Raw genomic sequence first — 26,058 nt, forward strand, 5'->3', positions numbered from 1 at the left:
CACCACAGCTCACCGCAGGCCACGGATCACCCACAACAACACCAGGAGACAAGACCATGGAATTTGACGCTGTACTGCTCCCCCCGCGCCGCACGCAGCGGGTGGCCGAAGGCCACTGGCGTGACCGCACCATCAACGATGCGCTGGACGCCTGCGTGGCCACCTGCCCCGACAAGCTGGCGCTGACCGCGCTGCAAGTGGAAACGGGAGCCACCACCCGCTTTACCTACCGCGAGTTGGCACGCATGGCTGATCGCATTGCCGTGGGCCTATCGCGCCTGGGCGTGGGCCGGGGCGACGTCGTGGCGTGCCAGTTGCCCAATTGGTGGCAGTTCACGCTGACCTACCTGGCCTGCTCGCGCATCGGTGCCGTAATGAACCCGCTGATGCACATCTTTCGCGAGCGCGAACTCTCGTTCATGCTGCAACATGGCGAGGCCAAGGTGGTGATTGCGCCCCAAACCTTTCGGGGCTTTGATTTTGAGCAAATGATCACCGCCCTCCAGCCCACCCTGCCGCACCTCAAGCATGTGGTGGTGGTCGGTGGCAGTGGTGCCAACAGCTTTGACGCCCTGCTCAGCGGTCCCGAATGGGAACAGCAGCCCGATGCGCAAGCCATCCTGACCGCCCACCGCCCCGGCCCCGACGAAGTCACCCAGCTCATCTACACGTCGGGCACCACGGGCGAGCCCAAGGGCGTTATGCACTCGGCCAACACCGTGATGGCCAACATCATCCCGTACGCCGAGCGCTTGCACCTGGATGCCGACGACGTGGTGTTGATGGCCTCGCCCATGGCACACCAGACGGGCTTCATGTACGGCCTGATCATGCCCATCCTCCTACAGGCCAGTGCCGTGCTGCAGGACGTGTGGGAGCCCACCAAGGCCATTGCACTGATCAATGCAGAGAAGGCCAGCTTCACCATGGCCTCCACGCCGTTCCTCACCGATCTGGCGCGTACGGTGGCCGACAGCGGCGTAGCCGTGCCCAGCCTGCGCACCTTTTTGTGCGCTGGCGCGCCCATCCCCGGTCCGCTGGTGGAACAGGCGCGCAAGGCGCTGGGCGCCAAGATCGTCTCGGCCTGGGGCATGACCGAGAACGGCGCTGTCACGCTCACCCGTCTGGAGGACGACGATGAACGCTCTTTCAACACCGATGGCTACCCACTGCCTGGCGTGGAGATCAAGGTGGTGGATGTGGACGGCAACGCCTTGCCGCCAGGCGAGCCCGGCAAGCTGCTGCTGCGCTCATGCTCCAACTTTGGCGGCTACCTGCACCGCGCGCACCTGAACGCCACCGACGCCGACGACTGGTTCGACACCGGCGACCTGGCCCGCATCGATGAGCGCGGCTACCTGCGCATCACCGGCCGCAGCAAGGACGTGATCATCCGCGGCGGCGAGAACATTCCGGTGGTCGAAGTCGAGTCGCTGCTCTACCGCCACCCCGCCATCGCCATGGCTGCCATCGTGGCCTACCCCGACGAGCGCCTGGGCGAGCGCGCTTGCGCCGTGGTGGTGCCCAAGCCCGGTCAGACCATCGACCTGCCGGGCCTGGTGCAGTTCCTCAAGGACCAGAAGATTGCCGTGCAGTACATCCCCGAGCGCCTGATCGTGCGAGACGTGATGCCAGCCACACCGTCCGGAAAGATCCAGAAGTTCAAGCTGCGCGAAATGCTGCGCGAACAGGTTGCCTGAAGGTTGCCACCGTTTTCCCGTCGATCACTACACAACAAACCAGCAGGAGACAACGACATGCTTACACGCCAACCTTCCCCCATCCGCAGACGCCTCATCCAGTCTGCCGCCCTGGCACTCTGTGTCCTGGGCGCCATCGGCACGGCGCATGCGCAGGCCTGGCCCACCAAGCCGGTCAAGATCGTGGTCGGCTTTGCCCCCGGCGGCACCACCGATGTGATGGCACGCGTCATGGCCCAGTCGCTCACCGAAGCGCTGGGCCAGCCCGTCGTGGTGGACAACAAACCTGGCGCCAGCGGCAACGTGGCAGCAGCCGAAGTGATTCGCGCACCTGCAGACGGCCACACCTTCCTGATTGCGCCTACTTCGTTCGAAACGGCCAACCCTTTCCTCTTCAAGCAGAGCATTGCCCCGGCCAAGGACCTCACGCCCATCGCGGGCGTGGGCCGCAGCCAGATGTACCTGGTGGTCAAGCCCCAGTCCACCTTCAAGGACGCCAGGGAGTTTGTGGCCCATGCCCGCGCCAACCCGGGCAAACTGTCGTACTCCTCCGCAGGCCCCGGCACGCCACCGCACCTGGCGGGCGAGCTGTTCAAGAAGGTCACCGGCGTGTTTGCAACGCACATCCCTTACCGGGGCGCAGCGCCTGCATTGCAGGATGTGATGGCCAACCAGGCGGACTATGTCTTTGACCCAGGCATTGCCTTCCCGCACGTGCGCGCAGGCAAGGTACGCATGCTGGCCGTGGCGGGGGCCAAGCGGTCGTCGTTCTTCCCGGACGTGCCCACGCTGGCAGAGCTGGGCTTCAAGGGTGCGGAGCTGGACATCTGGTTTGGCATGTGGGCCCCCAATGGCACGCCTGCAGACGTCACGGCCCGCATGGCCCGGGAGATCGCCAAGGTGCTGGCCCTGCCCAGCACCAAGAACCGATATGAATCGCTGGGCGCCGAGCCCGTGGGCCTGGACAACGCCGAGTTCCGCACCCTTCTGACCGAAGAGACCAAGCTGCTGTCTGGCCTGATCCAGGAAGCCAAGATCAACATCGACTGACCCGGCCACCCGCCACACCCACCATGAATGATGCTTTGGTACTGACGGAAACCCGGGGCCGGGTGGGCGTGATCACGCTCCACAGGCCCCAGCAGCTCAACGCACTCAACGACGCCCTGATGGACCAGCTGGGCGCCGCCCTGCTGGCCTTCGATGCGGAAGACGATGTCGGCGCCATCGTCCTCACCGGCAGCACCAAGGCATTTGCGGCCGGTGCAGACATTGCGGCCATGGCCGACTGGTCGTTCATGGATGTGTACCGGGGCGCCTTCATCACCCGCAACTGGGAGACCATTCGCCAAGTACGCAAACCGGTGCTGGCGGCCGTGGCAGGCTTTGCCATGGGCGGCGGCTGTGAGCTGGCCCTGGCCTGCGACATCATCGTTGCCGCTGAATCAGCCCGGTTCGCGCTGCCTGAAATCAAGCTCGCCATGCTGCCGGGCGCGGGGGGCACGCAGCGCCTGCCGCGCGCCATCGGCAAGGCCAAAGCGATGGACATGTGTCTGTCGGGCCGCATGCTCGATGCGCAAGAGGCCGACCGCTATGGTCTGGTCTCGCGCGTCGTACCCGACGCCGAGTTACTGGACCGCACGCTCACGCTCGCGGCGCAGATTGCCAGCTTCTCGCTGCCCGCACTCATGGCCATCAAGGCATCGATCAACCGCGCCTGGGAAAGCCCGCTGACCGAAGGCATTCTGTTTGAGCGCCATGCGCTGTACGAGCGCTTTGCCAGTGCCGACGCCCACGAGGGCATGCACGCGTTCCTGGACAAACGCGCCCCCGCGTTCGAACATCGCTGAGCTGAAGGCACCGATCGCCCCCAACCGGCAGCGGGAAGTCCTTAGCAGGCTCAGCCCTCGGACTCCGCGCCAGTATCCAGCCGCTGCATGTTGTCCAGCAGCTTGAGCAGGTAGTGCAGCGTGTGGGTGATGTCCCCCACCGAGAATTCGTCCAGCGCCTGCTCGTAATATGCATCGATCTTGGGCCGGGCCTTGACCAGCCACGTCATGCGTCCGGACTCGGTCATCTTGATCAGGCGGGAGCGGCGGTCCTTCTCATCGGTCTCCATACAGATGTGGCCATCGCGCTCCAGGCGTCCAATCACCCCCGCAAGGTTCTGGCGGCTGACCAACAGGTAGCGCGCCAGCTCGTTCACCCCCATACCCTGCTGCGCTTCCTCGCGCGAAAGGGCTCCCAGCACCGCCCATTGCTGCGTGGTCAGCCCCTCGCTCTCCACCGCTCGCGAACCGGTTTTATGCAACAAGTTCGCACATTGATACAGCCGAAAAAACAACCGGTTAGCCAGCTCCATACGGGCAATCTGTGCTTTGGAATCAGGGTGGTGCATGCGTGAGTTCTTAGTGGGTTATGCAGACTGCAACCGCGCGGCAATCAAGTCAACATATTGTCTCACTTCAACATCCACCCCGCACCACACCATCACGATCAACCCAATCACCGGCTTTGTCTCTTGCCCTTCGGACTGCATGAATTCAAGCACCCGGTGCGCAACACAATCATTGGCGATCTGCTGCTCATCGAAATCCACAACCCACCGAAAGCGGTCGCGCAACGGGCCAACGCCCTCGGCACTGCGAGCGGGCGGACCATAGGGGCGACAACACCGTCATCGCGCGCTGTAGCGCATGCGGCTGTGTGGGCTCAGGCCGCCGCCAGCGCCCGGCTGCTGGATGAGGCCTTCATCTCCTTGCGCAGCGCCACCGCATCGCGCGACTGGGCGGGCGCCGAGGCGTCGATGCGGAACACCTGCACCGTCTCGGTCATGGTCTGCGCCTGGCCATTGAGCTGCATGGCCGAGGCGGCGTTCTCTTCCACCAGCGCGGCGTTTTGCTGCGTGATGGTATCGAGCTGCGCCACGGCCGAGTTGACCTGCGAGATGCCGCTGAGCTGCTCATTCGAGGCGCTGTGGATCTCGCCAATCAGTGTGTTGACCCGGCGCACCAGCTCCAGCGACTCGGTCATGGTTTTCTGCGCAGCGTCGGTTTTTTCATGGCCCTCGGTCACCTTGGTGGCCGAGTCGTCGATGAGCTGACGGATCTCCTTGGCGGCCGAGAGCGTGCGGTGCGACAGGCTGCGCACCTCGGAGGCCACCACCGCAAAGCCCCGCCCCTGGTCCCCGGCGCGCGCAGCCTCCACTGCGGCGTTGAGGGCAAGGATGTTGGTCTGGAAGGCAATGGAGTCGATCAGCTGCGTGATCTCGCTGATGCGGCCGGACGCGGCCTGGATCTGCTTCATGGTGCTGGCCACACCGTCCACAGCGGCACTGCTGCGCTCGGTGACCTGGGTGGCCTGGGTCGCCAACACCGTGGCCTGGCGCGCGGATTCGGCGGTTTGCTTGACGGTGCCGGTGATTTCTTCCATCGACGCGGCTGTCTGCTGCAGGTTGCTGGCCTGCGCCTCGGTGCGCGACGACAGGTCCTGGTTGCCCTGGGCAATCTCGCGGGTGGAGACCTGCATGTGCTCGCTCTCCTGCCGGGCGTCGCGCACGATGGACAGCAGGTTCACGTTGAGCTGCGCCAGCGCCTTTTGCAGCTGGCCCACCGTGTCGCTGCGCGATGCCGATATCTTCTGGGTAAGGTCGCCCGCGGCCATGCGGTTGGCCCACAGCAGCATCTGCGACAACGGCGCCACCGTGACCTGGTGCAGGTAGACCGCCATGCCCAGCGCCAGCACCACCACCCCCAGCCACGCGGCCCCAGACGCCAGCGACAGCGTGTGCCCGCCCAGCAAGGCGGCGCACCACGAAGCCACCACCAGCAGCAAGGTACACACCATCATCTTGCCCATGGGCCCCAGCGCCAAAGCCCGGGCCACACGGCCCCACAGGGTGTCTTTGACCAGTTGCCCGGCCGACAGCCGGTGCACCAGCGTTCCCGCCTGCTTTTCGGCCTGCATCTGCTTGTACAGCGACTCGGCCGCCTGGATCTGTTCGCGCGTGGCTTCGGTGCGCACCGACATGTAACCCGTGGGCTGGTCGCCCTGCATGAGCGGGGTGACGTTGGCCATCACCCAGTAAAACGTACCGTCCTTGCGCCGGTTCTTGACCGGGGCCGACCAGGGGATGCCTTTGGCGATGGTCTCCCACATGTCGCGGTAGGCCTCCTCGGGCATGTCGGGGTGTCGCACGATGTTGTGGGGCTGGCCCAGCAACTCTTCCTTTTCGTAGCCGCTGACCTCGATGAACATCGGGTTGCAGTACAGGATGCGGCCCTTGAGGTCCGTGGTGGACACCAGAGTCTGGCCCTTGGGAAACGCATATTCGTGCTGGCTGACCGGCAGATTGACGCGCATGGGAACCCCATTTCGTAGATGCCTTGATGCTCCCTGACCGGGCAACACGGCAGTGGAAAAGCCGAACACATCCTATGACGAAGGCCATGGATTTGAAACAGAAAAATGGCATCTCCATCGCGAACTCACCAACTCAGTGCGCAACACCAACACTGTGCGTCGCACTCCGCTGCAATGCACCAAAGTGAGCACTTGGCAGAAAATGCGCTTCATTTTTGATAGCTAAAAGTACTTAATTTACAAGCGCTTCCTGGCAATTTCCTCACAATCCCTCCCCCATATCGGCACTGGCATAGCCATTGCTTGCCGTAAGGCGCGGCCAACGCTGGCCGCGTGTCAGCCCGGTGCAATGGCGGATTGGGCGAACAGGACGTTGGCGTCTTCATGGAGTGCGTTGGGGCTGGCCAGCCCGCGCGGTCCGTGTGGACGCCTTTTTGTTTTCTGGCCGGGCGAAGGGGTCACCCCCTCAGCCCTTTGCACTCACACCCATGCATTACTTCAGAGAGTTCCTCAAATCCGGCCACGCGCCCACGCTGTGGGCGTCGTTTCTGTACTTCGGCTTTTCGTGCGCGGTGTGGGTCATCAACGGTGCGATGGCGCCGTTCATCCGCGAGAGCTTCCAGCTCTCACCCACCCAGATGGGCATGATGCTGTCCATCCCCATTTTTGCGGGAGCGCTGATGCGGTTTCCGCTGGGCATCCTGGCGCAGTACATCGGCCGCAAGAGCGCCACCCTGGTAGAGATGGCCGGCATCTTTTTGGCCATGGGCTATGGCTACTTGTTCGTGCACACCTTCAACGACCTGCTGGCGCTGGGCATCCTGCTGGGCGTGGCGGGAGCGAGCTTTGGCGTGGCGCTGTCGCTGGGCTCGGGCTCGTTCCCACCGCGCTACAAGGGCCTGGCCATGGGCATCGTGGGCGCAGGCAATGTGGGCACTGCCGTGGCCGCGCTGCTGGCGCCTGCCCTGGCGCAGAAGTTTGGCTGGCAGGCAGTGTATGGCTTTGCCGCCGTGAGCGTGGCCGTACCCGCCGTGGTGATGGCGGTGTATGCGAAGGAACCGCCGGACCTCGCGCCCCACGCCACGTTTCGCGAACACATTGCCTGTCTCTTTGAAAAAGATGGCTGGGCGTTCAGCCTGATCTACGCCGTGACCTTTGGGGGCTTCATCGGCCTGACGGCCTTCCTGCCCAGCTACTTCTACGACCAGTTTGGCGTGAGCAAGGTGCAGGCAGGGCAACTGACCATGCTGGCCGCCTTTCTGGGTGCGGCACTGCGGGTGATGGGCGGCTGGCTGTCCGACCATTGGGGCGGCGTCAACACGCTCACGGGTGTGCTGGCCATCACCGCCGTGAGCATGGTGCTGTGCGGCCTGGCCGAGAACTCGCTGCCGGTGACGATGCTGCTGTTCCTGGTGTGTTTTGCGGCACTGGGCGCGGGCAACGGCGCGCTGTTCCAGCTGGTGCCGCTGCGCTGGCCGCTGTCCACGGCCGTCGCCGGCTCGATGATTGGCGAGATCGGCGCGCTGGGTGGCGGCCTCATCCCCAACGGCATGGGCTTTTCGCGCCAGTACACCGGCACCTACCTGTGGGGCTTTGTGGGCATTGCGGTGTGCGCCGCTGCCATGCTGGTGCTGTTGCGGGTCATGCAGATCCGCTGGACCCGTACGTGGGCGGAAAAGGGCGGTCGGGCACGCAGTGCCTGAGCTGGCGTAGCCAGCCAAGGCGTAGCATTGCCCGCGCTTTCGCCAGAAGGGTGGCCGTGCGCGCAGCGCATGACCGGCGTTGAGCAAGTAAGCGCGACAGCGCTTGCCACACTTTCGCCAGAAGGGTGGCCGCGCCCGGGGCGCGTGAACGTCCGTAGTCAGTCAACGCGCCGGCCACCCCACATTTCAAGCCCAATCGCCACCAAGCGCATTTCCCATATGCATCGATAGCTATATTTTCAATAGCAAATCCATCGATCTCATCGCGGTAAAAACAGCAGCCAATACACCAGCAAAAGGTTCACCAGCACACTCACCGCCAGCGCGATCTTCCACAGTGCCGTGGCATCGCGCTGCATCAGCGGCTGCGGGCCCGGGGCGGACAAGGGGCGCGAAGCCCCCCGCTCCAGGGCCAGCAGCAGTTCCTCGGCGGTTTCAAAGCGTTGTGTGCTCTGGCGGGCCACAGCCTTCAACGCGATCTGGTCGAGCCAGATGGGGACGCTGGGGTTGTGGCGGCTGGGGGCCAGGGGGTCGCGGTGGTAGCGGCCCAGCTGGTACTGCACCACCTCGCCATAGGGCAGGCGCCCATGGCTCAGCAGCTGGTACAGCGTGACGCCCAGGGCAAACAGATCGCTGCCCGCATCGGGCAACTGGCCGGCGGGGTCCCCGTTCTTTTCATAGCCCGGCCACTGCTCGGGGTTCATGTAGCTGGGGGTGCCCGCGTGCAGGCGGCGCGTGGCCTCGGGCTCGCGGCCCGACAAGGCCACGCCCAGGTCCAGCACCCGCAGCACACCGTCATCGCCCAGGTGCAGGTTGTCGGGCTTGATGTCGCGGTGCACCACCCCTTGCCGATGCAGCCAGCCCAGCACCTGCGCCGCCTGCATCACCACCGACACGGCCTGCGGCACGCCCAGGTGCTGGCGGCCGCGCAGGCGCTGGCCCAGGGTCTGGCCCGCATGCCAGTCATAGAGCAGATAAAACGCACTGGCGCCGGGGCTTGCACCGCCCTGCTCTGGCGGCCAGGTGTTCAGACGCGCAAGGTGCACCGCCGCGTGGCCGGACTGCATGCGCCGGGCCACCCAGGCCTCATGCGCCAGAGTGGCGCGCTCCTGCGCATCGTGCGCGCGGGCGGGCACCAGCGTCTTGAGCGCGTACAGCCGCTGCGTGGCCGGGTCGCGCACCTGGTAGATGCAGTGCACGCCGCTGTCGGCCACCAGCGCGGTCACCACCAGGCCATCCACCGGCTCGCCCACCTTGAGCAGCGGCAACACTGGCAAGTGCTGCGCCCGGCGGGACTCATCCTGCAAGGTGGCTTCCAGCGCCCCCTGCACCCGCACCACCAGCGCGGTCACGTTGTCGGTGCTGCCCCGGCGCAAGGCTGCGCGCGTGATCTCCTCGCTCAGCGCCTGGGCGCTGGCGGCACTGGCGGTGTTGGCATCCTGTGGCTGCAGCAGCAACTGGCGCAGTTCACGCTCGGGCAGGCTGCCGTGCACGCCATCGGACAGCAGCACCAGCAGGTCACCGCTGTGCAGTTCGCCCTGGCTGTAATCCACCACCACATGGTCGTCCAGACCCATGGCGCGGGTGAGCTGGTGCGCCAGGTCACGCTGCGCCATCACATGGTCGGTCGTCAGCAGTTGCAGCCGGCCGCCCCGCAGCAGATAGGCGCGCGTGTCACCCACATGGGCCAACGTGTACGACTGGCCGCGCAGCACGATGGCGGTGAGCGTGGTCAGGCCCACGGCGGGCTGGCGGCGCCGGTTCATCGACGCCAGCCAGCCGTTGTGCGCGCTCAGGATGCGGTCCAGCGCCACGGTGGTGTCCCAGGTGTCGGGCGTGGCGAAGTAGTCGTTCACCAGGGTGTTCACCGTGGTCTGTGCGGCTTCTCGGCCCTTGCCTCCGGTGCTTACACCATCGGCAATGGCAGCGATGGCGCCGCGTTCGCGGTCGCGCCCCTGCCCCTGCACCAGGGCGGCAAAGTCTTCATTGACTTCGTTGCGCCCGGCCTGCGAGGTGTGGCCGATGTCCAGTTCAAAACTCATGCACCACCTCCATGCAGGTTCCATGCCCAAGGTGGTGCATACACGCACCGCACCGCGCAGCCGAGCCACCCGTCAACACCCAAAACTCCGCCCTCTGCAGGGCGGACAACACCGGATCACCCCACATCAGTGCACAAACTCTGGCACGGGCATTGCTTACCCGAAGCAACGGCCCAGCTGGGCCACGCAATTCAGCGGTGCAACGGCGCACCAAGGGGTTGTATGGACGAAGGCGTCCCCACATGCGGTTTCGATGGAATGTCGGAGCTGCATCGTGTGGACGCCTTTTTTGTTTTTTGCATCGCCCAGGCGATGGAACCGACGGAGTCACGATGAAAAAGCTCAAACTGGTGATGGTGGGGAACGGCATGGCCGGTGTGCGCACGCTGGAAGAGCTGCTCAAGATTGCCCCCGATCTGTATGACATCACGGTCTTCGGGGCCGAGCCGCACCCCAACTACAACCGCATTCTGCTGTCGCCGGTGCTGGCTGGCGAGCAGACCATCGACGAGATCATCCTCAACGACTGGCAGTGGTACGCCGACAACCACATCACGCTGCACACCGGTTTCACCGTGACCGATGTGGACCGCGTGCGCCGTGTGGTGAGTGCAAGCAGCAAGGACGGCGATGTGATCACCGCCGAGTACGACCGCCTCATCATGGCCACGGGCTCCAACCCCTTCATCCTGCCCGTGCCCGGCAAGGACCTGAAAGGCGTGCTGGCCTACCGCGACATCGCCGACACACAGGCCATGATCGACGCAGCCGCCACGTACAAGCACGCGGTGGTCATCGGCGGCGGCCTGCTGGGCCTGGAAGCCGCCAATGGCCTCATGAAGCGCGGCATGACAGTGAGCGTGGTGCACGTGATGCCCTCGCTGATGGAGCGCCAGCTCGATGACGTGGCGGGCAAGATGCTGCAGAAGTCGCTGGAAGACCGTGGCATGCGCTTTTTGATGGGTGCGCAGACCCAGGAGCTGGTGGGCAATGCCGAAGGCCGGGTGGCCAGCGTCAAGTTCAAGGACGGCACCGAAGTGCCCGCCGACCTGGTGGTGATGGCCGTGGGTATCCGCCCCAACACGCAGCTCGCCGAAAAGATGCGCCTGCACGTGAACCGCGGCATTGTCGTGAGCGACACGCTGCAGACCACCACCGACGCCCGCATCTATGCCGTGGGCGAATGCGCGGCACACCGGGGCATTGCCTATGGCCTGGTGGCCCCGCTGTTCGAGCAGGGCAAAGTGCTGGCCAACCACCTGGCCGAGTTCGGTATCGGCCGCTACCAGGGCTCGCTCACCTCCACCAAGCTCAAGGTCACGGGCATAGACCTGTTCAGCGCGGGCGACTTCCAGGGCGGCGACAACACCGAAGAGATCGTGATGAGCGACCCCTTTGGCGGCGTGTACAAAAAGCTGGTCATCAAGGACGACAAGCTGGTGGGCGCCTGCCTCTATGGCGATACGGTGGACGGCAGCTGGTACTTCAAGCTGCTGCGTGATGGCCGCAGCGTGACCGACATTCGCGACAAGCTGATGTTTGGCGAATCGCACCTGGGCGACACCGGCCACCAGGGCCAGAGCAAGGCCGCCGCAATGCAGGACAGCGACGAGGTCTGCGGCTGCAACGGCGTGACCAAGGGCGCCATCTGCAAGGCCATCAAGGACAAGGGCCTGTTCACGCTGGATGAAGTGCGCAAGCACACCAAGGCCAGCGCATCGTGCGGATCGTGCACGGGCCTGGTCGAGCAGATCATCATGTTCACTGCCGGTGGCGACTACAGCGCCACGCCCAAGACCAAGGCCATGTGCGGCTGCACCGACCACGGCCACCAGGCGGTGCGCGACGCGATTCGCGCCAACAAGCTGCTGAGCATTGGCGATGTGTTCAAGTTCATGGAGTGGAAGACGCCCAACGGCTGCGCATCCTGCCGCCCCGCCGTCAACTACTACCTCATCAGCACCTGGCCCAAGGACGCGAAGGACGACCCGCAAAGCCGCGCCATCAACGAGCGCAGCCACGCCAACATCCAGAAAGACGGCACCTACAGCGTCATCCCCCGCATGTGGGGCGGCGAAACCACAGCCGACGAGCTGCGCCGCATCGCCGATGCGGCCGACAAGTACAACATCCCCACCATCAAGGTCACGGGGGGCCAGCGCATCGATTTGCTGGGCGTGAAGAAGGAAGACCTGGTCAACGTCTGGAAGGACATCGGCATGCCCAGCGGCCATGCCTATGCCAAGGCACTGCGCACCGTGAAGACCTGCGTGGGCAGCGAGTGGTGCCGCATGGGCACCCAGGACAGCACGCAGATGGGCAAGGACCTGGAGCGCGCCATGTGGCGCATGTACGCCCCGCACAAGGTCAAGTTTGCGGTGAGTGGCTGCCCGCGCAACTGCGCAGAAGCCGGCATCAAGGACGTGGGCATCATCGGCGTGGACAGCGGCTGGGAGATGTATGTCGCCGGCAACGGCGGCATCAAGACCGAGGTGGCGCACTTCTTCACCAAGCTGAAAACCGCCGAGGAAGTGCTGGAGTACACCGGCGCGTTCTGCGAGCTGTACCGCCAGGAAGGCTGGTACCTGGAGCGCACCGTGCACTACGTGAGCCGCGTGGGCCTGGACTATGTGAAAAAGCGCATTCTGGAAGACCACGAAGGCCGCAAGGCGCTGTGGGAGCAGCTGCAGTTCGCGCTGGACGGCGAGCCCGACCCCTGGTTCGAGTTTGACAAGGCAGCCGTGGACACGCGCCAGTTTGCCCCGCTGACCGCTGCCTGAAGCGCCCGGAGCCGCACACCATGCAACGCCGCACCTTGCTGACCGCCGCCGGCTACACCACGGCCTGGAGCACCCTGGGCATCATGTCGCTGGGCACCGCCCAGGCCCAGGTCACAGACCTGAACGACGCCATCAACAAGGCAGGTCGCCAGCGCATGCTGAGCCAGCGCATGGGCAAGGCCTGGCTGGCGTTGGCGCACAAATCCGACACGCCTGCTGCACGCGCCGTGCTGGACCAGTCGCTGGCGCTGTTCGAGCGCCAGCTGGGCGAACTCAAGGCCTACGCGCCCTCGCCCACCATCCGCGACACCTACACCAAGCTGGAATCGGCCTGGACCGACCACAAGGCCACGTTGCTGGGCACCAGCCCGTCGCGCGACGGCGCGGCCGCCTTGCTGCAGGCCGACGCCAAGGTGCTGGCCCTGGCCCACCAGGGCACCGTGCAGTACGAAGCCGCCTCGGGCAAGCCCGTGGGCAAGCTGGTCAACGTGGCAGGCCGCCAGCGCATGCTGAGCCAGCGCATGGCCAAGTTCTGCCTGTCGGCCATGCTGGGGGTGGACACCTCCACCGCCACCACCGAGATCGCCAAGGCGCGTGACGAGTTCATCAGCGCCACCGAGCTGCTGCGCAATGCCCCACAGGCCACCAATCGCATCCGGCAAGAGCTGCTGCTGGCCGATGGCCAGTGGGTGTTTTTTGACGCCGCGTTGCAACGCCTGGGCACCAGCAACAACACCTTCCGCCAGGTGTCTGAAGTGTTTGTGAGCAGCGAAAACCTGCTCGCCAGCATGGACCGCGTGACCGGCCTGTATGCAGCGCTGGGCAGCAGCTGAAGGCCTGCCCTGCAACGGCCCCCCTGCACGCCCCCGACATCCCACCGAACAACACCAAGGACGATTCCCATGACCACCAACAACCCAACCCCTGAATGGAAGCTGATCTGCCGGGTGGACGACATCCCCGTGCTGGGCTCACGCCGCGTGGCGCGCCCCCAGGGCCTGGACGTGGCCATCTTCCGCAACGACGCCGGTGGCGTGTTCGCGCTGTTGGACCGCTGCCCGCACAAGGGCGGCCCGCTGAGCCAGGGCATCGTGTTTGGCACCCATGTGGCGTGCCCCCTGCACAACTGGACCATTGGCCTGTGCGACGGCCAGGCCTCGGCGCCCGATGAGGGCTGCACGCCGAAGTTTGCCGTGAAGGTGGAAGACGGCGCGGTGTACCTGGACGCGAGCGAGATGGCGACGGTGGCCACGGATTTGACGCGCCCCATCGCAGGGCCTGCGCGCAGGACGGTGGGCGCGTGAGCGGTGGAGAGTGTTGCGCCCCAGGCGCCGCATGCGTACCCGGCGAGGACACGACAACACTATCAAAACAATAGCTGACAGCGCAACATGCACTAGCGCCTGAGGCCAAAACAACCCCAACCACGCCATGCAAGAAACCAAATCCACCTGCCCCTACTGCGGCGTAGGCTGCGGCGTGATCATCGAAAGCACAGGCACCCAGATCACCGGTGTGCGCGGCGACCCCACACACCCCGCCAACTTTGGCCGCCTGTGCACCAAGGGCTCGACCCTGCACCTCACAGCCACCAGCCCGGTCACCCTGCAAACCCGCCTGCTGCACCCCCTGCAACGCGCACAGCGCAACGAAGCCGCCCTGCCCGTGACCTGGGATGCCGCGCTGACGCTGGCGGCCGACCGGTTCGCCCACACCATCGCCCAGCACGGCCCTGATGCCGTGGGCTTCTACGTCAGCGGCCAGTTGCTCACCGAGGACTACTACGTCTTCAACAAGCTCGCCAAGGGCCTGATCGGCACCAACAACATCGACACCAACTCGCGCCTGTGCATGAGCAGCGCTGTGGCCGGCTACAAGCAAACGCTGGGCGCCGACGCGCCGCCCGCCTGCTACGACGACGTGAACCACGCGCAGTGCCTGTTCATCGTGGGCAGCAATGCGGCCTGGGCCCACCCCATCCTGTTCCGCCGCATCGAAGACGCACGCGCCGCCAACCCGGGCATGAAGGTCATCGTGGCCGACCCGCGCCGCACCGACACTGCGGGCATGGCCGACCTGTTCCTGCCCATCCAGCCCGGCAGCGACGTGATGCTGTTCAACGGCATGCTGCACATCATGCTGTGGGAGGGCTGGGTCGACACCGCCTACATCGCCGCCCACACAACGGGCTTTGACGAACTCAAGGCCCTGGTGCGCGACGCCACGCCCGAGCGTGTGGCGCAGACCTGCGGCATCAGCGTGGCCGACCTGACCACCGCCGCCAAATGGTTCGCCACCTCCAAAGCGACCCTGAGCCTCTACTGCCAGGGCCTGAACCAGAGCAGCAGCGGCACGGCCAAGAACGCCACACTCATCAACCTGCACCTGGCCACCGCGCAGATCGGCAAACCCGGCGCGGGCCCCTTCAGCCTGACCGGCCAGCCCAACGCCATGGGCGGGCGCGAAGTGGGTGGGCTGGCCAATTTGCTCAGCGCCCACCGCGACCTGGCCAACCCGCAGCACCGCGCCGAAGTCGCCGCGCTGTGGGGCGTGGCCGATGTGCCATCCAAGCCCGGCAAGACGGCGGTGGAGATGTTCCAGGCCGCTGCCGACGGCGAGATCAAGGCCCTGTGGATCGCCTGCACCAACCCCGCGCAAAGCATGCCCGACCAGGCCACCGTGCGCCGCGCCCTGCAGCGCGCCGAGTTTGTGGTGGTGCAAGAAGCCTTTGCCACAGCCGCCACCTGCGCCTTTGCCGACCTGCTTCTGCCCGCCACCACCTGGGGTGAAAAGACCGGCACGGTGACCAACAGCGAGCGCCGCATCTCGCGCGTGCGCACTGCCGTGCCCGCACCCGGCCTGGCGCGCCACGACTGGGCCATTGCGGTGCAGTTTGCGCACCAGCTGGAGGCACGCCTGCGGCCTGGTGCACCCACGCTGTTCCCCTACGCCACAGACGCGGCCGATATGGGCGCAGAAGCCGTGTGGAAGGAGCACCGCGAAAGCACACGCGGGCGTGACCTGGACATCACGGGGCTGTCCTGGGAGATGCTCGAAGCCCAAGGCCCGCAGCAGTGGCCACTGGAGGATGGCACCACCACCGGTAAGGCCCGCCTGTACGAAGATGGCGTGTTCCCCACCGCCGACGGCCGCGCGCGTTTTGCTGCGCATGCATGGCAACCCACCGCCGAGTCCCGCGAATCGCGCTACCCCTTCAGCCTGACCACGGGCCGCCTGCGCGACCAGTGGCACGGCATGACCCGCACCGGTACGCTGGGCCGCCTGTTTGGCCATGTGGCCGAACCCAGCCTGCAGATGCACCCGCAGGACATGGAGCGGCGCAAGCTGGCCAGCGGCGACCTGGTGCATGTGACCAGCAAGCGCGGCTCTATCGTGGTGCCCGTGCAGGCCGACACCACGCTGGGCCTGTCGCAGGTGTTCATGGCGATGCACTGGGGCAGCGAATTTTTGAGCGGCGTGTCCTCCGCCGGCGAGCGGCTGGCGGGCGTGAATGCGCTCACCACCTCGGCGTTCTGCCCCACCTCCAAACAGCCCGAGCTGAAACACGCGGCCGTCAAGGTGCTCAAGGCCGAACTGCCGTGGACGCTGCTGGCCATGGCCTGGCTGCCTGCCGAAGGTGCACTGGCAGCGCGCGAAACCTTGTCCGCACTGATGGCGCGGTTTGCGTTCGCCAGTTGCGTGCCCTTCAGCAACAACACCCCGCTGGATGAGCCCGGCCGCGAGCGCACTGGCGTGCTGCTGCGCGCCGCCGCCCACGAGGCACCGCCCGATGCGTTGATCGCACAGATCGAAGCCCTGCTGGGCATGGCAGGCGCCGACACGCTGCGCTATGCCGACAAAAAACGCGGCCAGCGCCGCGCCGCACGGCTGGCGCGCCAAGGCGACAACACCACGCTCGAAGGCATCGTGCTCGCTGGCGACACCAGCGCCGAAGGCTGGCTCAAGACCCTCCTGCAGGAAGAGCTTCCTGCACAGACCTACGGCCGCCTGCTGCTGGTGCCCGGCGCCAAGGCGCCCGTGGCCGTGCAGTCGCGCGGCAAACCGGTGTGCACCTGCTTCAACGTGACAGACGCCGCCATCACCGCCCAACTGGCGCACTGCCATGGCACCGACGACGACCGACTGGCGCAACTGCAAGGCCAACTGCGCTGCGGCACCAACTGCGGCTCGTGCGTGCCCGAACTCAAGCGAATGGTGAGATCCACGGGACCGCTGGCATCCAAACCGCTCGCGCAGGCCGTCATATAACCAAAAGTTCTCTTGCTTGCAGGAAAATAGCCCTCGAACCAACAAACCCCACCAGGACTTGTGCAACAGGGCTCCAGCTAGGCGCTTTCGGCGCAGACAGTACGCCTGTACGGCAAGCCGATACAACGACGCTGGCGCCCTGTTTCACAAGTCCCGCCAACAAAAGCCATGGGCATTAGCCAGTACATCAAGGAAATCGGCCGCGGCGCGCGCGGCGCCAAGCCGCTGACGCGCGAGCAGGCCACGGACCTGTTCGGCCAGGTGCTGGATGGCGCCGTAACCGACCTGGAGATTGGCGCCTTCTGCCTGGCCATGCGCATCAAGGGCGAGACGTCCGAGGAGATGTGCGGCTTTCTGGATGCCACGCACAGCCGCCTGGCGCTGCTGCCCGCCAGCGACCGCCCGCTGATCGTGCTGCCCAGCTACAACGGCGCACGCAAGCTGCCGGTGCTGACGCCGCTGCTGGCGCTGCTGCTGGCCCGTCAAGGGTTGCCCGTGCTGCTGCACGGCATGCGCACCGAGGCGCGGCGCGTTTTGGCATCGGATGTGCTCAATGCGCTAGAAGTACCTGCCCTGATAGCTCCTGAAAAAATAGCAAATGGCACGGTCCGCCATATCCACACCCAGCACCTGCACGCAGGGCTGGCACGCCTGCTGGCCGTGCGCGAGGTGGTGGGCCTGCGCAACCCAGGGCACAGTGTGGTCAAGCTGATGAGCCCGTGCGCGGGGCCGTCGGTGGTGGTCACGGCGTACACACACCCCGAATATTTCGAGATGCTGCAGAGCACCTTCCGCACCCTGGGGATGAACGCCTTGCTCTCGCGCGGGCTGGAGGGCGAGGTCGCCACGGACCCACGCCGCACCCCCCGCTACGACGGCTTTGTGCACGGCGTGCATACGGTGCTGGAGGCACAACAACCGGGCACGGCCAGCGAGGTGCCCGGTCTGCCCGCCGAGATCGATGTGGCCACCACAGCCAACTACACGCGCCAGGTGCTGGCGGGCGATTTGCCCATTCCACACGCCATTGAACGGCAGGTGGAACATATCTTGCGACTGGTCGATCAAACCGTTTCGGAGACATCCCCATGAGCCGCCCCACGCCTTCCACCACATCGCCCACAGCCCCACCCCACCTGGGCACCGGCGGCAGCTGCACGTTGGTGGGCGCAGGCCCGGGCGACCCGGAGCTGCTCACCCTCAAGGCGCTCAAGGCCATCCAGGCGGCCACCGTGCTGCTGGTGGATGACCTGGTGAGCGATGCCATCGTGGAGCACGCATCGCCCACGGCGCGCATCGTCTACGTGGGCAAGCGCGGCGGCTGCAAAAGCACGCCACAGGCCTTCATCGAAAAGCTGATGCTGATGGCCGTGAACGAAGGCGAGAACGTGGTGCGCCTCAAGGGCGGCGACCCCTTCATCTTCGGCCGGGGTGGCGAAGAAGTGGAGCACCTGCGTGCCGCCGGCGTGCAGGTCACCGTCATCAACGGCATCACCGCAGGCCTGGCGGGCCTGACCTCGCTGGGCGCACCGCTCACACACCGTGAGCATGCCCACGGCGTGGTGTTTGTCACCGGCCACGCCAAGCCCGGTGACGCTGGCACCGATTGGCGCCAACTGGCCGCCACGGCGCGCGACGCCAAGCTCACCCTGGTCATCTACATGGGCGTGAGCGGCGCCGCCACCATCGAGCAAGAACTGCTCACCGGCCTGCCTGCCGACACACCGGTCGCCGTCATCCAGCACGCCAGCCTGCCGCACCAGCGGCATGCCATCACCACCCTGGGCGCGCTGCACGCCACCATCACCCGCGAAGGGCTGGCCAGCCCCTCGGTGATTGTGGTGGGCGATGTGGTGCGTGGTGTCGCACTGGCCGTGCAGGACGCTGGCGCAGTGCCGTTGCAGGCCCGGCGCGCGGGCTGAGCACACACAACGACCCCCACAATTCCGCAGGCCCGAGTGCGCGCTGCGCAGGTCGGGGATGCACCGTGCGCGAGCGCAAACCAATGTGCTTCAGGGCACGCCCACGCGCTGCGCAGCCGCGTGTTTGATCAAGCCTGGCCTCCCGCTCCACAGCACCGCATTGGGTCACGCGGCTGTACACACATTGGCCCGGGTATTGCTTGACGACATGCATCTGAATGCAACACGCACAAGGAACACCATGGCAGCCTTCCCCCTCCCCGCACGCACTTCCAGCATGCCCACGCTGTCGTCCTCTGCACAGGCTCCATCGCGCGATGGGGGCATGTCGCTCGTCAATCTTGCAGCGCGCCAGCGCATGCTGTCGCAGCGCATGGTGCTGCAAACCGTGCTGGCCGCGCGCGGCAGCGACCTGCACCTGAAGGCCGCGCGCAGCTCGCTCACGCTGTTCACCGACAGCCAGGCCCGGCTGGTGGACACGCCCCGCCACCTCGATACCGCCAGTGGCGAAATCATCCGGAAGGCCTACCACGGCCCCCAGGGTGTGGGCGCCACCATCGACGCGTTTGCCCAGCAGGTGGGCACGGCGCTGGACCTGGCCGAGCGCCAGAGCCCGCGCGTGGAAGACGCCCTGGCTAGGTTGGTCGAAACCACCGACGGTGTGCTCGACGCACTCAACACGGCCACCACCGCGTTCGACCAGGTGAGCAAGGCGCAGTCCGAAACCCTGATGAAAGAGCTGGCCGGCATCGTGGCCTCGATCCAGACCGTGGCACGCGAGGCCAAGGTGGTCAGCTTCAACGCCCAGGTGATGGCAGCGCGTGCCGGGCAGCACGGGCGCGAGTTTGCGGTGGTGGCCAATGTGCTGTCAGGCATCACCAACGAAATTGACGGCCTGTCCCTGCAGGCGGTGTCATTGGCCGGACGCAGCCGCAACGCGGCCTGAGCAGCACAGCGTGAGGGGCAGAGAAAAGGCCCGGGGCGATGCGCCCAGGGCCTTGGAAGGCGTCCATTCAAGGCGCCCACTCAACGGCTTACTGCCCGGCGGTTTCTCGCACTTGCTGAAACCGCTGTGCCAGTTCCTTGCGCAGCGTCTTGCGGATCACCGCAGCGTCCCAGCGGCGGCGTTCGTCGGGGGTGGAAGGCGACAGTGGCGGCACCTGCACGGGCTTGCGCGCCTCATCCACCGCCACCATGGTGAAAAAGCAGCTGTTCACATGCCGCACCACCTGCGAACGGATCTCTTCGGCCACGACCTTGATGCCGACTTCCATCGACGAGCTGCCTGTGTAGTTCACGCTGGCCAGAAACGTCACCAGCTCGCCCACATGGATGGGCTGCAAAAACATCACCTGGTCCACGCTCAGCGTCACGGTGTAGCAGCCCGAATAGCGGCTGGCGCACGAGTACGCCACCTGGTCCAGCAGCTTGAGGATGGCGCCGCCGTGCACGTTGCCCGAAAAGTTGGCCATGTCGGGCGACATGAGCACGGTCATGCTGAGTTGGTGTGAAGGGATGTTCATGCAGCGATTTTAGAAAGCTGCGTGTGCTGCGTCGCGTGCAAGTTGAGCCCGGTGCACAGCGGGTGGCAGCTTCGCTACACTCGCGCAGCACCTGCTGACCGGGTGCGAGGAGGAACCGATGATCGAACTAGAAAAACTCAACGAATTCACCGAAAGCCACGGCGCATTGCGCACCGGCAAGGGGCTGGTGTCGGGCGTGATTGCACTCACGCTGGCCATCCTGTGCCTTCTGGGCGTGTTGGCCTTTCACTTCCCCGAGTACCTCACCACGCCGCAGCTGCGCAAGAGCTACGACGTGGCGGTGATACGCAACATCATGCTGGTGGCCATGGCAATTGCGGGCGGCATCTCGTTGGTCAACATCCTGTTCAACCGCGCCCGCTGGCTGGCCACCTTTGCGTTTGCCATCGTGGCGATTGCCGCGCTGCTGGGCGGCCACAAGGTGGAGGTGGACCCGAACTTCCCCGACAACACACCCTACATCGGCCTCGACTGGTTCATCCTGGACCTGCTGGGCAGCTCGCTGATCTTCATCTTCATCGAGAAGCTGTTTGCGCTGCGCAAGGACCAGCCCATCTTCCGCGCCGAGTGGCAGACGGACTTTCACCACTTCATCGTCAACCACATGGTGGTGGGCTTTGTGCTGCTGGCCACCAACCTCATCGTGCACAAGTTCTTTGGCTGGGCGGCCAGCGACGGCATTCGCGGCTGGGTGCAGGGGCTGAACTTCTGGGTGGCACTGTTCCTCATCATCCTGGTGGCCGACCTGGTGCAGTACTGGACGCACCGCGCCTACCACGAGGTGCCCCTGCTGTGGCGCCTGCACGCCGTGCACCACAGCGTCAAAAGCATGGACTGGATGGCGGGCTCGCGCCAGCACATCCTGGAGCTGCTGATCACCCGCACGCTGGTGCTGGCCCCCATCTATGTGCTGGGCTTCAGCAAGGAAGTGATCGACGCATACATCGTGGTGGTGGGCTTCCAGGCCGTGTTCAACCACGCCAATGTGAGCGTGCGACTTGGGCCGCTGCGCTACGTGCTGGTCACGCCCAACTTCCACCACTGGCACCACAGCCAGGACCAGGAGGCGCTGGACAAGAACTACGCCGCGCACTTCGCGTTTCTGGACTACCTGTTTGGCACCGCCGTCAAAAGCACCAAGCTCTGGCCCGAGCACTATGGCGTGCTGGGCGACTACGTGCCCAACGGCTTTGTGAAGCAGTTCAAGTTTCCGTTCACCTGGAAGGGATGAGGACTCGTTAGGTACAGGGCTAGGGCATCGCCGCCAGCTCTCGCTCCAGCACCCGCAGTTGCTCGCGCAGGGCCTCGGTCCGTTCTTCACACGCGGCTTTGGCATCGGCGGCCTTTTCCGCGCCCTCCTGCACAAACTGGTTGCCCGACGGCAGGTTGCCGCGCCGCAGCGGCCCTGCCGTGGCCACGGCATTGGGCTGGGCTGTGCATTCACGCTGGTTGCGCTCGATAGCGGCGCGCGCCTGGGGGATGCCCTGGGTCTGCAGGTAGTTCTTGCGCTGCCAGGTGGGGCCAAACGCGCCCTCGGCCAAAGGCGCTACGGGGGGCTGCACCGGGGTGGCGCCACGGGTGGTGGGGCGCACGTCGATCTTCTCGCCCTCGCCCGCACAAGGCGCGTCCTGGAACGACACCTTGCCATTGGCGTCCGTGCACTTGTTGATGGCCCAGGCGGGGGCCAGGCAGCCCAGCGCCAGAGCACAGAGGGCGTAGCGGATCAAAGTCATGGTGTTGTCCTCGGCAGGTCCATGCCACATGCTACCGCGCCGCATGGGGCGGGGCGAATCGCACCGTTTCGCGCGGGTGCCGACAGAGCCATGGGTGGATAGACACATGTCCCTAAGATGACGCGCCCCCGGTAGAAACCCGGTGCGTGCCGGGCACAGCGCCCTCCTACCATCGCCGCTCTTCGGGGCCTCGCAGCCCTTTGAATCGGTTTTTTGCTGGAGATGCTGTGTGATGAAGACCCCGAATGCAAATGCGTGGCCCGCCGACCAGGGGCTGCCCCTGGCGCGCCGCCGCAGCCTGGTCCTTGCGCTGGCCGGTAGCGCGGCCCTGGCTGGCCTGCCCGCCCGCGCACAGCCCGCCAGCGGCGGCAAGGGAGACATCCTCATTGGCCGCTCGACCGCACTGTCAGGCGGCATGGCGCCGTTTTTGTCGCCCATCCACGAGGGGCAGGAGGCCGCCGTGGAAGACGCCAACGCCAAGGGCGGCATCGGTGGCCGCAAGATCCGGCTGGTGTCGCTGGACGATGGTTTTGACGCCCGCCGTGCGCTCGACAACGCCAAGCAGCTGAGCGAAAAAGACGGCGTGCTGGCGCTGTTTGGTGTGGCCGGCACCTCGCAGGTCATGACGCTGTTGCCCTACCTGGCGCAAGCCAAGCTGCCGCTGATCTCGGTGTACACCGGCAGCCCTGCCGTGCGAGCGCAGCAGCACCCCTACCTGTTCACCACCCGCGCCAGCTATGCCGACGAACTGGTGAAGATCGTGCGCAACCTGGTGGCCGTGCAGACCTCGCGCATTGCTGTGGCCTACGAAAACAATGACTTCGGCAAACTGCTGCTGCCCCTGGTCGAAAAGACGGTTGCCGCTGAAGGCGCGACGCTGGCGGGATCGCATGCGCTGGCCTCGTCGGGTGAAGACGCGAACGAAGCCGCCAAGGCCCTGGCCACCCAAAAGCCGCAGGCCGTGCTGCTGGTGGCAGCAGGCCCGTCGGTAGTGGCCTATGTGCGGGCCAACCGCGCTCACCTGGGCGTGCCCATCTACACCCTGTCGCTGGGCGCAGGCACCGCTGTGCTCAAGGCGCTGGGCGACGATGCGCGTGGCCTGGCGGTGGCGCGTACGGGCCCCTCGCCCACCAAACCCACCATTGCGCTCACGCGCGACTTTCAGGCCTCCATGAAGCGCTACGACAAGCCCGTGGACTACGACCGCTACACCGGCTACATGGACGCGCGCGTGCTCATCGAAGGCCTGCGCGCTGCGGGGCCTGGCGTCACACGCACCAGCCTGGTCACTGCCATGGAGGGCCTGGGCAATCTGGACCTGGGCGGCTTCAGCTACCAGTTCAGCGCACAGAACCACCACGGGTCCAACTACGTGGACATTGCGGTGGTGGGCACTGGCGGGGTGTACAGGCAGTAAGCGCCGCATCAGCAGTCGCTGGCGGCTTCGGCGCCAGCGGGCCTGCAGGGCACGGCACACCCGTGGGCGTGCCGCAGTGCCCACCAAAGCGCCACGCAAAGGCATCACCCTGGCTACCAGGTGCAGCGGACTGCCTCCCACCCGGTAAGTTGTGCCGCCAGAACAACAAAAACCCGCACGTTGGGACCATATCCGCCAAGTTTTTGCGAATAGTTCGCATTTGTATTTAAAATTTTACAAATCCCAGCCAGCCGTGCATCCCGTCGGAGGAGCGTTGCCAGCCAGCCTGCCAACGTTTCTCCCCCAGGAGCCCTTTCATGCACGCACCCCGCAGACACCTTGTCTGTGCCCTCCACCCTCTGGCGGTGGCCGCCTTCCTTGCAGCCAACCTAGCGGGCACCGCCAGAGCCCAGACCGCCGCCGAGTCACCAGCGCCCGCCGCCGAACCCTCCCTCTCGGGCACAGCCAACACCGACCAGGTCGTGGAGCCCAAGGCGCTGGACAGCGTCACCGTGTCGGGTGCGCGCGAGAGCGCATCCACCCGCCTTCAGCTCACCCCGCGTGAAACGCCGCAGTCCGTCAGCACGGTGACGCGCGCGCAGATCGAGCGCCAGACGCTCACCAGCATCGACGCCGTGCTGCGCAACGTGAACGGCATTGCCGTGAGCTTCTACGACACGCAGCGCCCGCTGTACTACGCGCGCGGCTTCCAGATCACCGACTTCCAGACCGACGGCCTGCCCAGCTACAGCAGCAGCACCAACCAGGAGTTCGACACCGCGCTGTACGAGCGCATCGACATCGTGCGCGGCGCCAACGGCATCCAGACCGGTGTGGGCGTGCCTTCGGCCACCATCAACATGATCCGCAAGCGCCCACAGCGCGAGTTCGCCGCGTCTGTGGCGCTCACAGCGGGTTCTTGGAACCTGTACCGGGGCGAGCTGGACATCAACGCACCGCTCAACAGCGACGGCAGCGTGCGCAGCCGCCTGGTCGTGGCTCCGCAGAAAAAAGAGAGCTTCCGCGACCGCTACTCCGAGGACAAGACCGCCCTGCTGGCTGCGGTGGAGGCCGACATCGGCACCGCCACCGTGGTGTCGTTGGGCTACCAGCGCCAGTCCAACGACCCCAAGGCGCCGATCTGGGGCACCATCCCGCGTTTTGCCACCACGGGCGTGCCCATCGACCTGCCGATCTCCACCAGCTTCTCGCCGCCCTGGACGCGCTGGGAGCGCACCTCGGGCACGCTCTATGCCACGCTGGACCACCAGATCAACGACGACTGGAGCCTGAAGGCCGCGCTGAACCACACCGAGGGCGACACCTTCCGCCTGAGCACCTACGGCTATGGCGCCACCACCAGCCAGGCCCCATTCATCAACCCGGTCACCGGCGCGGGCACCACGCTGTATGCCGCCGTGAGTGGCAGCAGCGAAACGCAGGACACGGTGGACGCCTACCTGTCGGGCAAGTTCGAGCTGGGTGGCCGCAAGCACGACTTGGTGGTGGGCATGAGCTCCACCCGCACCGCCACGCGCACCGATGGCTACACGTCCGTGGCGGGGTGGAGCTACGTGATCCCCAACATCTACACCTGGGACGGCAACGCACCTGCGCCCACGTATTCCAAGACCGGCGCATGGCGCACGCAGATCACGCAGCAGACGGGCTTGTTCGCCTCGGCACGCTGGCGCGTGGCTGACCCGCTGTCGGTGCTCACCGGCCTGCGCCTGACCGACTGGCACCGCCACTCCGACACCTATGGCACCACCGGCAGCTATGCAGGCCGCTCGGCTATCCAGGACGAGAACCGCAAGGTCACGCCCTTCATCGGCGCGGTGTACGACATCACGCCCACCCTGTCGGCCTACGCCAGCTACGCGCGCATCTTCAACCCGCAGAACTACAAGGACCGCAACAACAATCCGCTGTCGCCCGTCATCGGCAGCAATGCCGAGGCCGGCCTCAAGGCCGAGCTGTTCGAGCGCCGCATCCAGGCGCACTTTGGGGTGTTCCAGACCAAGCAGGACAACTTCGGCGTGCGCGACAGTGCCATCACCACCCCGCTGCCCGACGGCAGCCTGCCCTACGTGGCCGTGAACGGCACGAAGTCCACCGGCTTCGAGCTGGAGTTTGCGGGCATGGCCACCCGGCAGTGGCGTGTGAGTGCCGGCCTCACCCGCGCCAAGGTCACGCGTGCCCCCACCGACCTGATCTACGCCAACATGCCCGACTACCTGCTGCAACTGGGCACGGACTACCAGCTGTCGGGCGCGCTGGCGCCGCTGTCGGTGGGCGGCAACCTGACCTGGCAAAGCGCCATCGAGGGCTTCAACATCCCACACCCCAGCGGCACGGTGACGGTAAAACAGTCGCCCAAGGCCATCCTCAACCTGCGCGCGTCCTGGCAGTTCAACCCCAAGGTGAGCGCCACGCTGGCCGTGAACAACGTGACCAACCAGAAGTACTGGGCCAACCTGGACTACGGCAACTATGCGGACCCGCGCAACCTGAGCGTGACGCTGCGCGCGGCTTTCTGACCGGCCTACCCGCAACACAAGAGGGAGCGAGGGGGCGACCGGGGCT

The 26,058-nt window shown here is 65.8% G+C and carries 20 protein-coding genes; 14 read left to right on the forward strand and 6 right to left on the reverse strand.

The window, feature by feature from the left end:
- The first annotated feature begins 56 nt into the window (after nt 1-56).
- Genes aliA through CLU87_RS14040 form a run of 3 tightly spaced genes read left to right on the forward strand, consistent with a single transcriptional unit; the run spans nt 57 to nt 3,550 of the window.
- Nucleotides 57-1,700: a cyclohexanecarboxylate-CoA ligase gene (gene aliA, locus CLU87_RS14030; RefSeq protein ID WP_099730829.1), complete on the forward strand. Its 1,644-nt coding sequence runs from the start codon at nt 57-59 to the stop codon at nt 1,698-1,700.
- 57 nt (nt 1,701-1,757) lie between these two features.
- Entirely contained in the window at nt 1,758-2,750 is a 993-nt protein-coding gene (locus CLU87_RS14035; protein ID WP_099730830.1) for a tripartite tricarboxylate transporter substrate binding protein, read from the forward strand.
- Between the two features lie 23 nt (nt 2,751-2,773).
- Complete coding sequence (locus tag CLU87_RS14040) at nt 2,774-3,550, forward strand: enoyl-CoA hydratase-related protein (protein WP_099730831.1); 777 nt, start codon at nt 2,774-2,776, stop codon at nt 3,548-3,550.
- A gap of 50 nt (nt 3,551-3,600) precedes the next feature.
- On the opposite strand, the gene CLU87_RS14045 is transcribed toward CLU87_RS14040, so the two are convergent.
- From CLU87_RS14045 to CLU87_RS14055, 3 genes are all read right to left on the reverse strand, one after another.
- On the reverse strand, nt 3,601-4,098 hold the full coding sequence (locus tag CLU87_RS14045) for a MarR family winged helix-turn-helix transcriptional regulator (RefSeq protein WP_056743974.1): 498 nt from the start codon (nt 4,096-4,098) through the stop codon (nt 3,601-3,603).
- Between the two features lie 18 nt (nt 4,099-4,116).
- Nucleotides 4,117-4,323: a hypothetical protein gene (locus tag CLU87_RS14050; RefSeq protein ID WP_143227279.1), complete on the reverse strand. Its 207-nt coding sequence runs from the start codon at nt 4,321-4,323 to the stop codon at nt 4,117-4,119.
- A gap of 89 nt (nt 4,324-4,412) precedes the next feature.
- On the reverse strand, nt 4,413-6,062 hold the full coding sequence (locus CLU87_RS14055) for a methyl-accepting chemotaxis protein (protein ID WP_099730833.1): 1,650 nt from the start codon (nt 6,060-6,062) through the stop codon (nt 4,413-4,415).
- A gap of 488 nt (nt 6,063-6,550) precedes the next feature.
- Between CLU87_RS14055 and CLU87_RS14060 the strand changes: the two genes are divergently transcribed.
- Complete coding sequence (locus tag CLU87_RS14060) at nt 6,551-7,765, forward strand: nitrate/nitrite transporter (protein ID WP_099730834.1); 1,215 nt, start codon at nt 6,551-6,553, stop codon at nt 7,763-7,765.
- 260 nt (nt 7,766-8,025) lie between these two features.
- Here the strand turns inward: CLU87_RS14060 and CLU87_RS14065 are convergent, their stop codons facing one another.
- Nucleotides 8,026-9,807, reverse strand: a complete 1,782-nt coding sequence (locus CLU87_RS14065; protein WP_099730835.1) for a bifunctional protein-serine/threonine kinase/phosphatase — start codon at nt 9,805-9,807, stop codon at nt 8,026-8,028.
- A 332-nt stretch (nt 9,808-10,139) separates the two neighbouring features.
- Here CLU87_RS14065 and nirB point away from each other — a divergent pair, with 332 nt between their 5' ends.
- The 7 genes from nirB to CLU87_RS14100 all read left to right on the forward strand — a co-directional run bounded on the left by nirB (nt 10,140) and on the right by CLU87_RS14100 (nt 19,724).
- Nucleotides 10,140-12,587, forward strand: a complete 2,448-nt coding sequence (gene nirB, locus CLU87_RS14070; protein ID WP_099730836.1) for a nitrite reductase large subunit NirB — start codon at nt 10,140-10,142, stop codon at nt 12,585-12,587.
- A gap of 20 nt (nt 12,588-12,607) precedes the next feature.
- Nucleotides 12,608-13,420 (forward strand): type IV pili methyl-accepting chemotaxis transducer N-terminal domain-containing protein, encoded by an 813-nt coding sequence (locus CLU87_RS14075; RefSeq protein WP_099730837.1) that lies wholly within the window; start codon nt 12,608-12,610, stop codon nt 13,418-13,420.
- Nucleotides 13,421-13,489: 69 nt separating this feature from the next.
- Nucleotides 13,490-13,891 carry a nitrite reductase small subunit NirD gene (nirD, locus tag CLU87_RS14080; RefSeq protein WP_099730838.1) on the forward strand — a complete coding sequence of 134 codons (402 nt, stop codon included), beginning with the start codon at nt 13,490-13,492 and terminating at the stop codon, nt 13,889-13,891.
- 127 nt (nt 13,892-14,018) lie between these two features.
- Entirely contained in the window at nt 14,019-16,856 is a 2,838-nt protein-coding gene (locus tag CLU87_RS14085; RefSeq protein ID WP_099730839.1) for a nitrate reductase, read from the forward strand.
- 168 nt (nt 16,857-17,024) lie between these two features.
- Nucleotides 17,025-17,948 carry a DNA-binding protein YbiB gene (gene ybiB, locus CLU87_RS14090; protein ID WP_099730840.1) on the forward strand — a complete coding sequence of 308 codons (924 nt, stop codon included), beginning with the start codon at nt 17,025-17,027 and terminating at the stop codon, nt 17,946-17,948.
- Nucleotides 17,945-18,778 carry a uroporphyrinogen-III C-methyltransferase gene (gene cobA, locus CLU87_RS14095; RefSeq protein WP_099730841.1) on the forward strand — a complete coding sequence of 278 codons (834 nt, stop codon included), beginning with the start codon at nt 17,945-17,947 and terminating at the stop codon, nt 18,776-18,778. Before ybiB ends, cobA begins: the two co-directional genes overlap by 4 nt.
- A 241-nt stretch (nt 18,779-19,019) precedes the next feature.
- Nucleotides 19,020-19,724: a type IV pili methyl-accepting chemotaxis transducer N-terminal domain-containing protein gene (locus CLU87_RS14100; RefSeq protein ID WP_099730842.1), complete on the forward strand. Its 705-nt coding sequence runs from the start codon at nt 19,020-19,022 to the stop codon at nt 19,722-19,724.
- 88 nt (nt 19,725-19,812) lie between these two features.
- Here CLU87_RS14100 and CLU87_RS14105 read toward each other — a convergent pair whose 3' ends face one another.
- On the reverse strand, nt 19,813-20,301 hold the full coding sequence (locus CLU87_RS14105) for an acyl-CoA thioesterase (RefSeq protein WP_056058237.1): 489 nt from the start codon (nt 20,299-20,301) through the stop codon (nt 19,813-19,815).
- A 118-nt stretch (nt 20,302-20,419) separates the two neighbouring features.
- Here CLU87_RS14105 and CLU87_RS14110 point away from each other — a divergent pair, with 118 nt between their 5' ends.
- The gene (locus CLU87_RS14110) at nt 20,420-21,553 is read left to right on the forward strand and encodes a sterol desaturase family protein (RefSeq protein WP_056743951.1); all 1,134 of its coding nucleotides are present in this window, start codon (nt 20,420-20,422) and stop codon (nt 21,551-21,553) included.
- Nucleotides 21,554-21,572: 19 nt separating this feature from the next.
- Here the strand turns inward: CLU87_RS14110 and CLU87_RS14115 are convergent, their stop codons facing one another.
- Nucleotides 21,573-22,055 carry a DUF4124 domain-containing protein gene (locus CLU87_RS14115; RefSeq protein WP_056058397.1) on the reverse strand — a complete coding sequence of 161 codons (483 nt, stop codon included), beginning with the start codon at nt 22,053-22,055 and terminating at the stop codon, nt 21,573-21,575.
- Between the two features lie 232 nt (nt 22,056-22,287).
- Here CLU87_RS14115 and CLU87_RS14120 point away from each other — a divergent pair, with 232 nt between their 5' ends.
- Together CLU87_RS14120 and CLU87_RS14125 are read left to right on the forward strand one after the other, a co-directional pair.
- The gene (locus CLU87_RS14120; RefSeq protein ID WP_099730843.1) at nt 22,288-23,472 is read left to right on the forward strand and encodes an ABC transporter substrate-binding protein; all 1,185 of its coding nucleotides are present in this window, start codon (nt 22,288-22,290) and stop codon (nt 23,470-23,472) included.
- 317 nt (nt 23,473-23,789) lie between these two features.
- Complete coding sequence (locus CLU87_RS14125) at nt 23,790-26,012, forward strand: TonB-dependent siderophore receptor (protein WP_099730844.1); 2,223 nt, start codon at nt 23,790-23,792, stop codon at nt 26,010-26,012.
- Nucleotides 26,013-26,058: the final 46 nt, after the last annotated feature.

This window comes from Acidovorax sp. 59 (genome assembly GCF_002754175.1).
Lineage (GTDB): Bacteria > Pseudomonadota > Gammaproteobacteria > Burkholderiales > Burkholderiaceae_C > Acidovorax > Acidovorax delafieldii.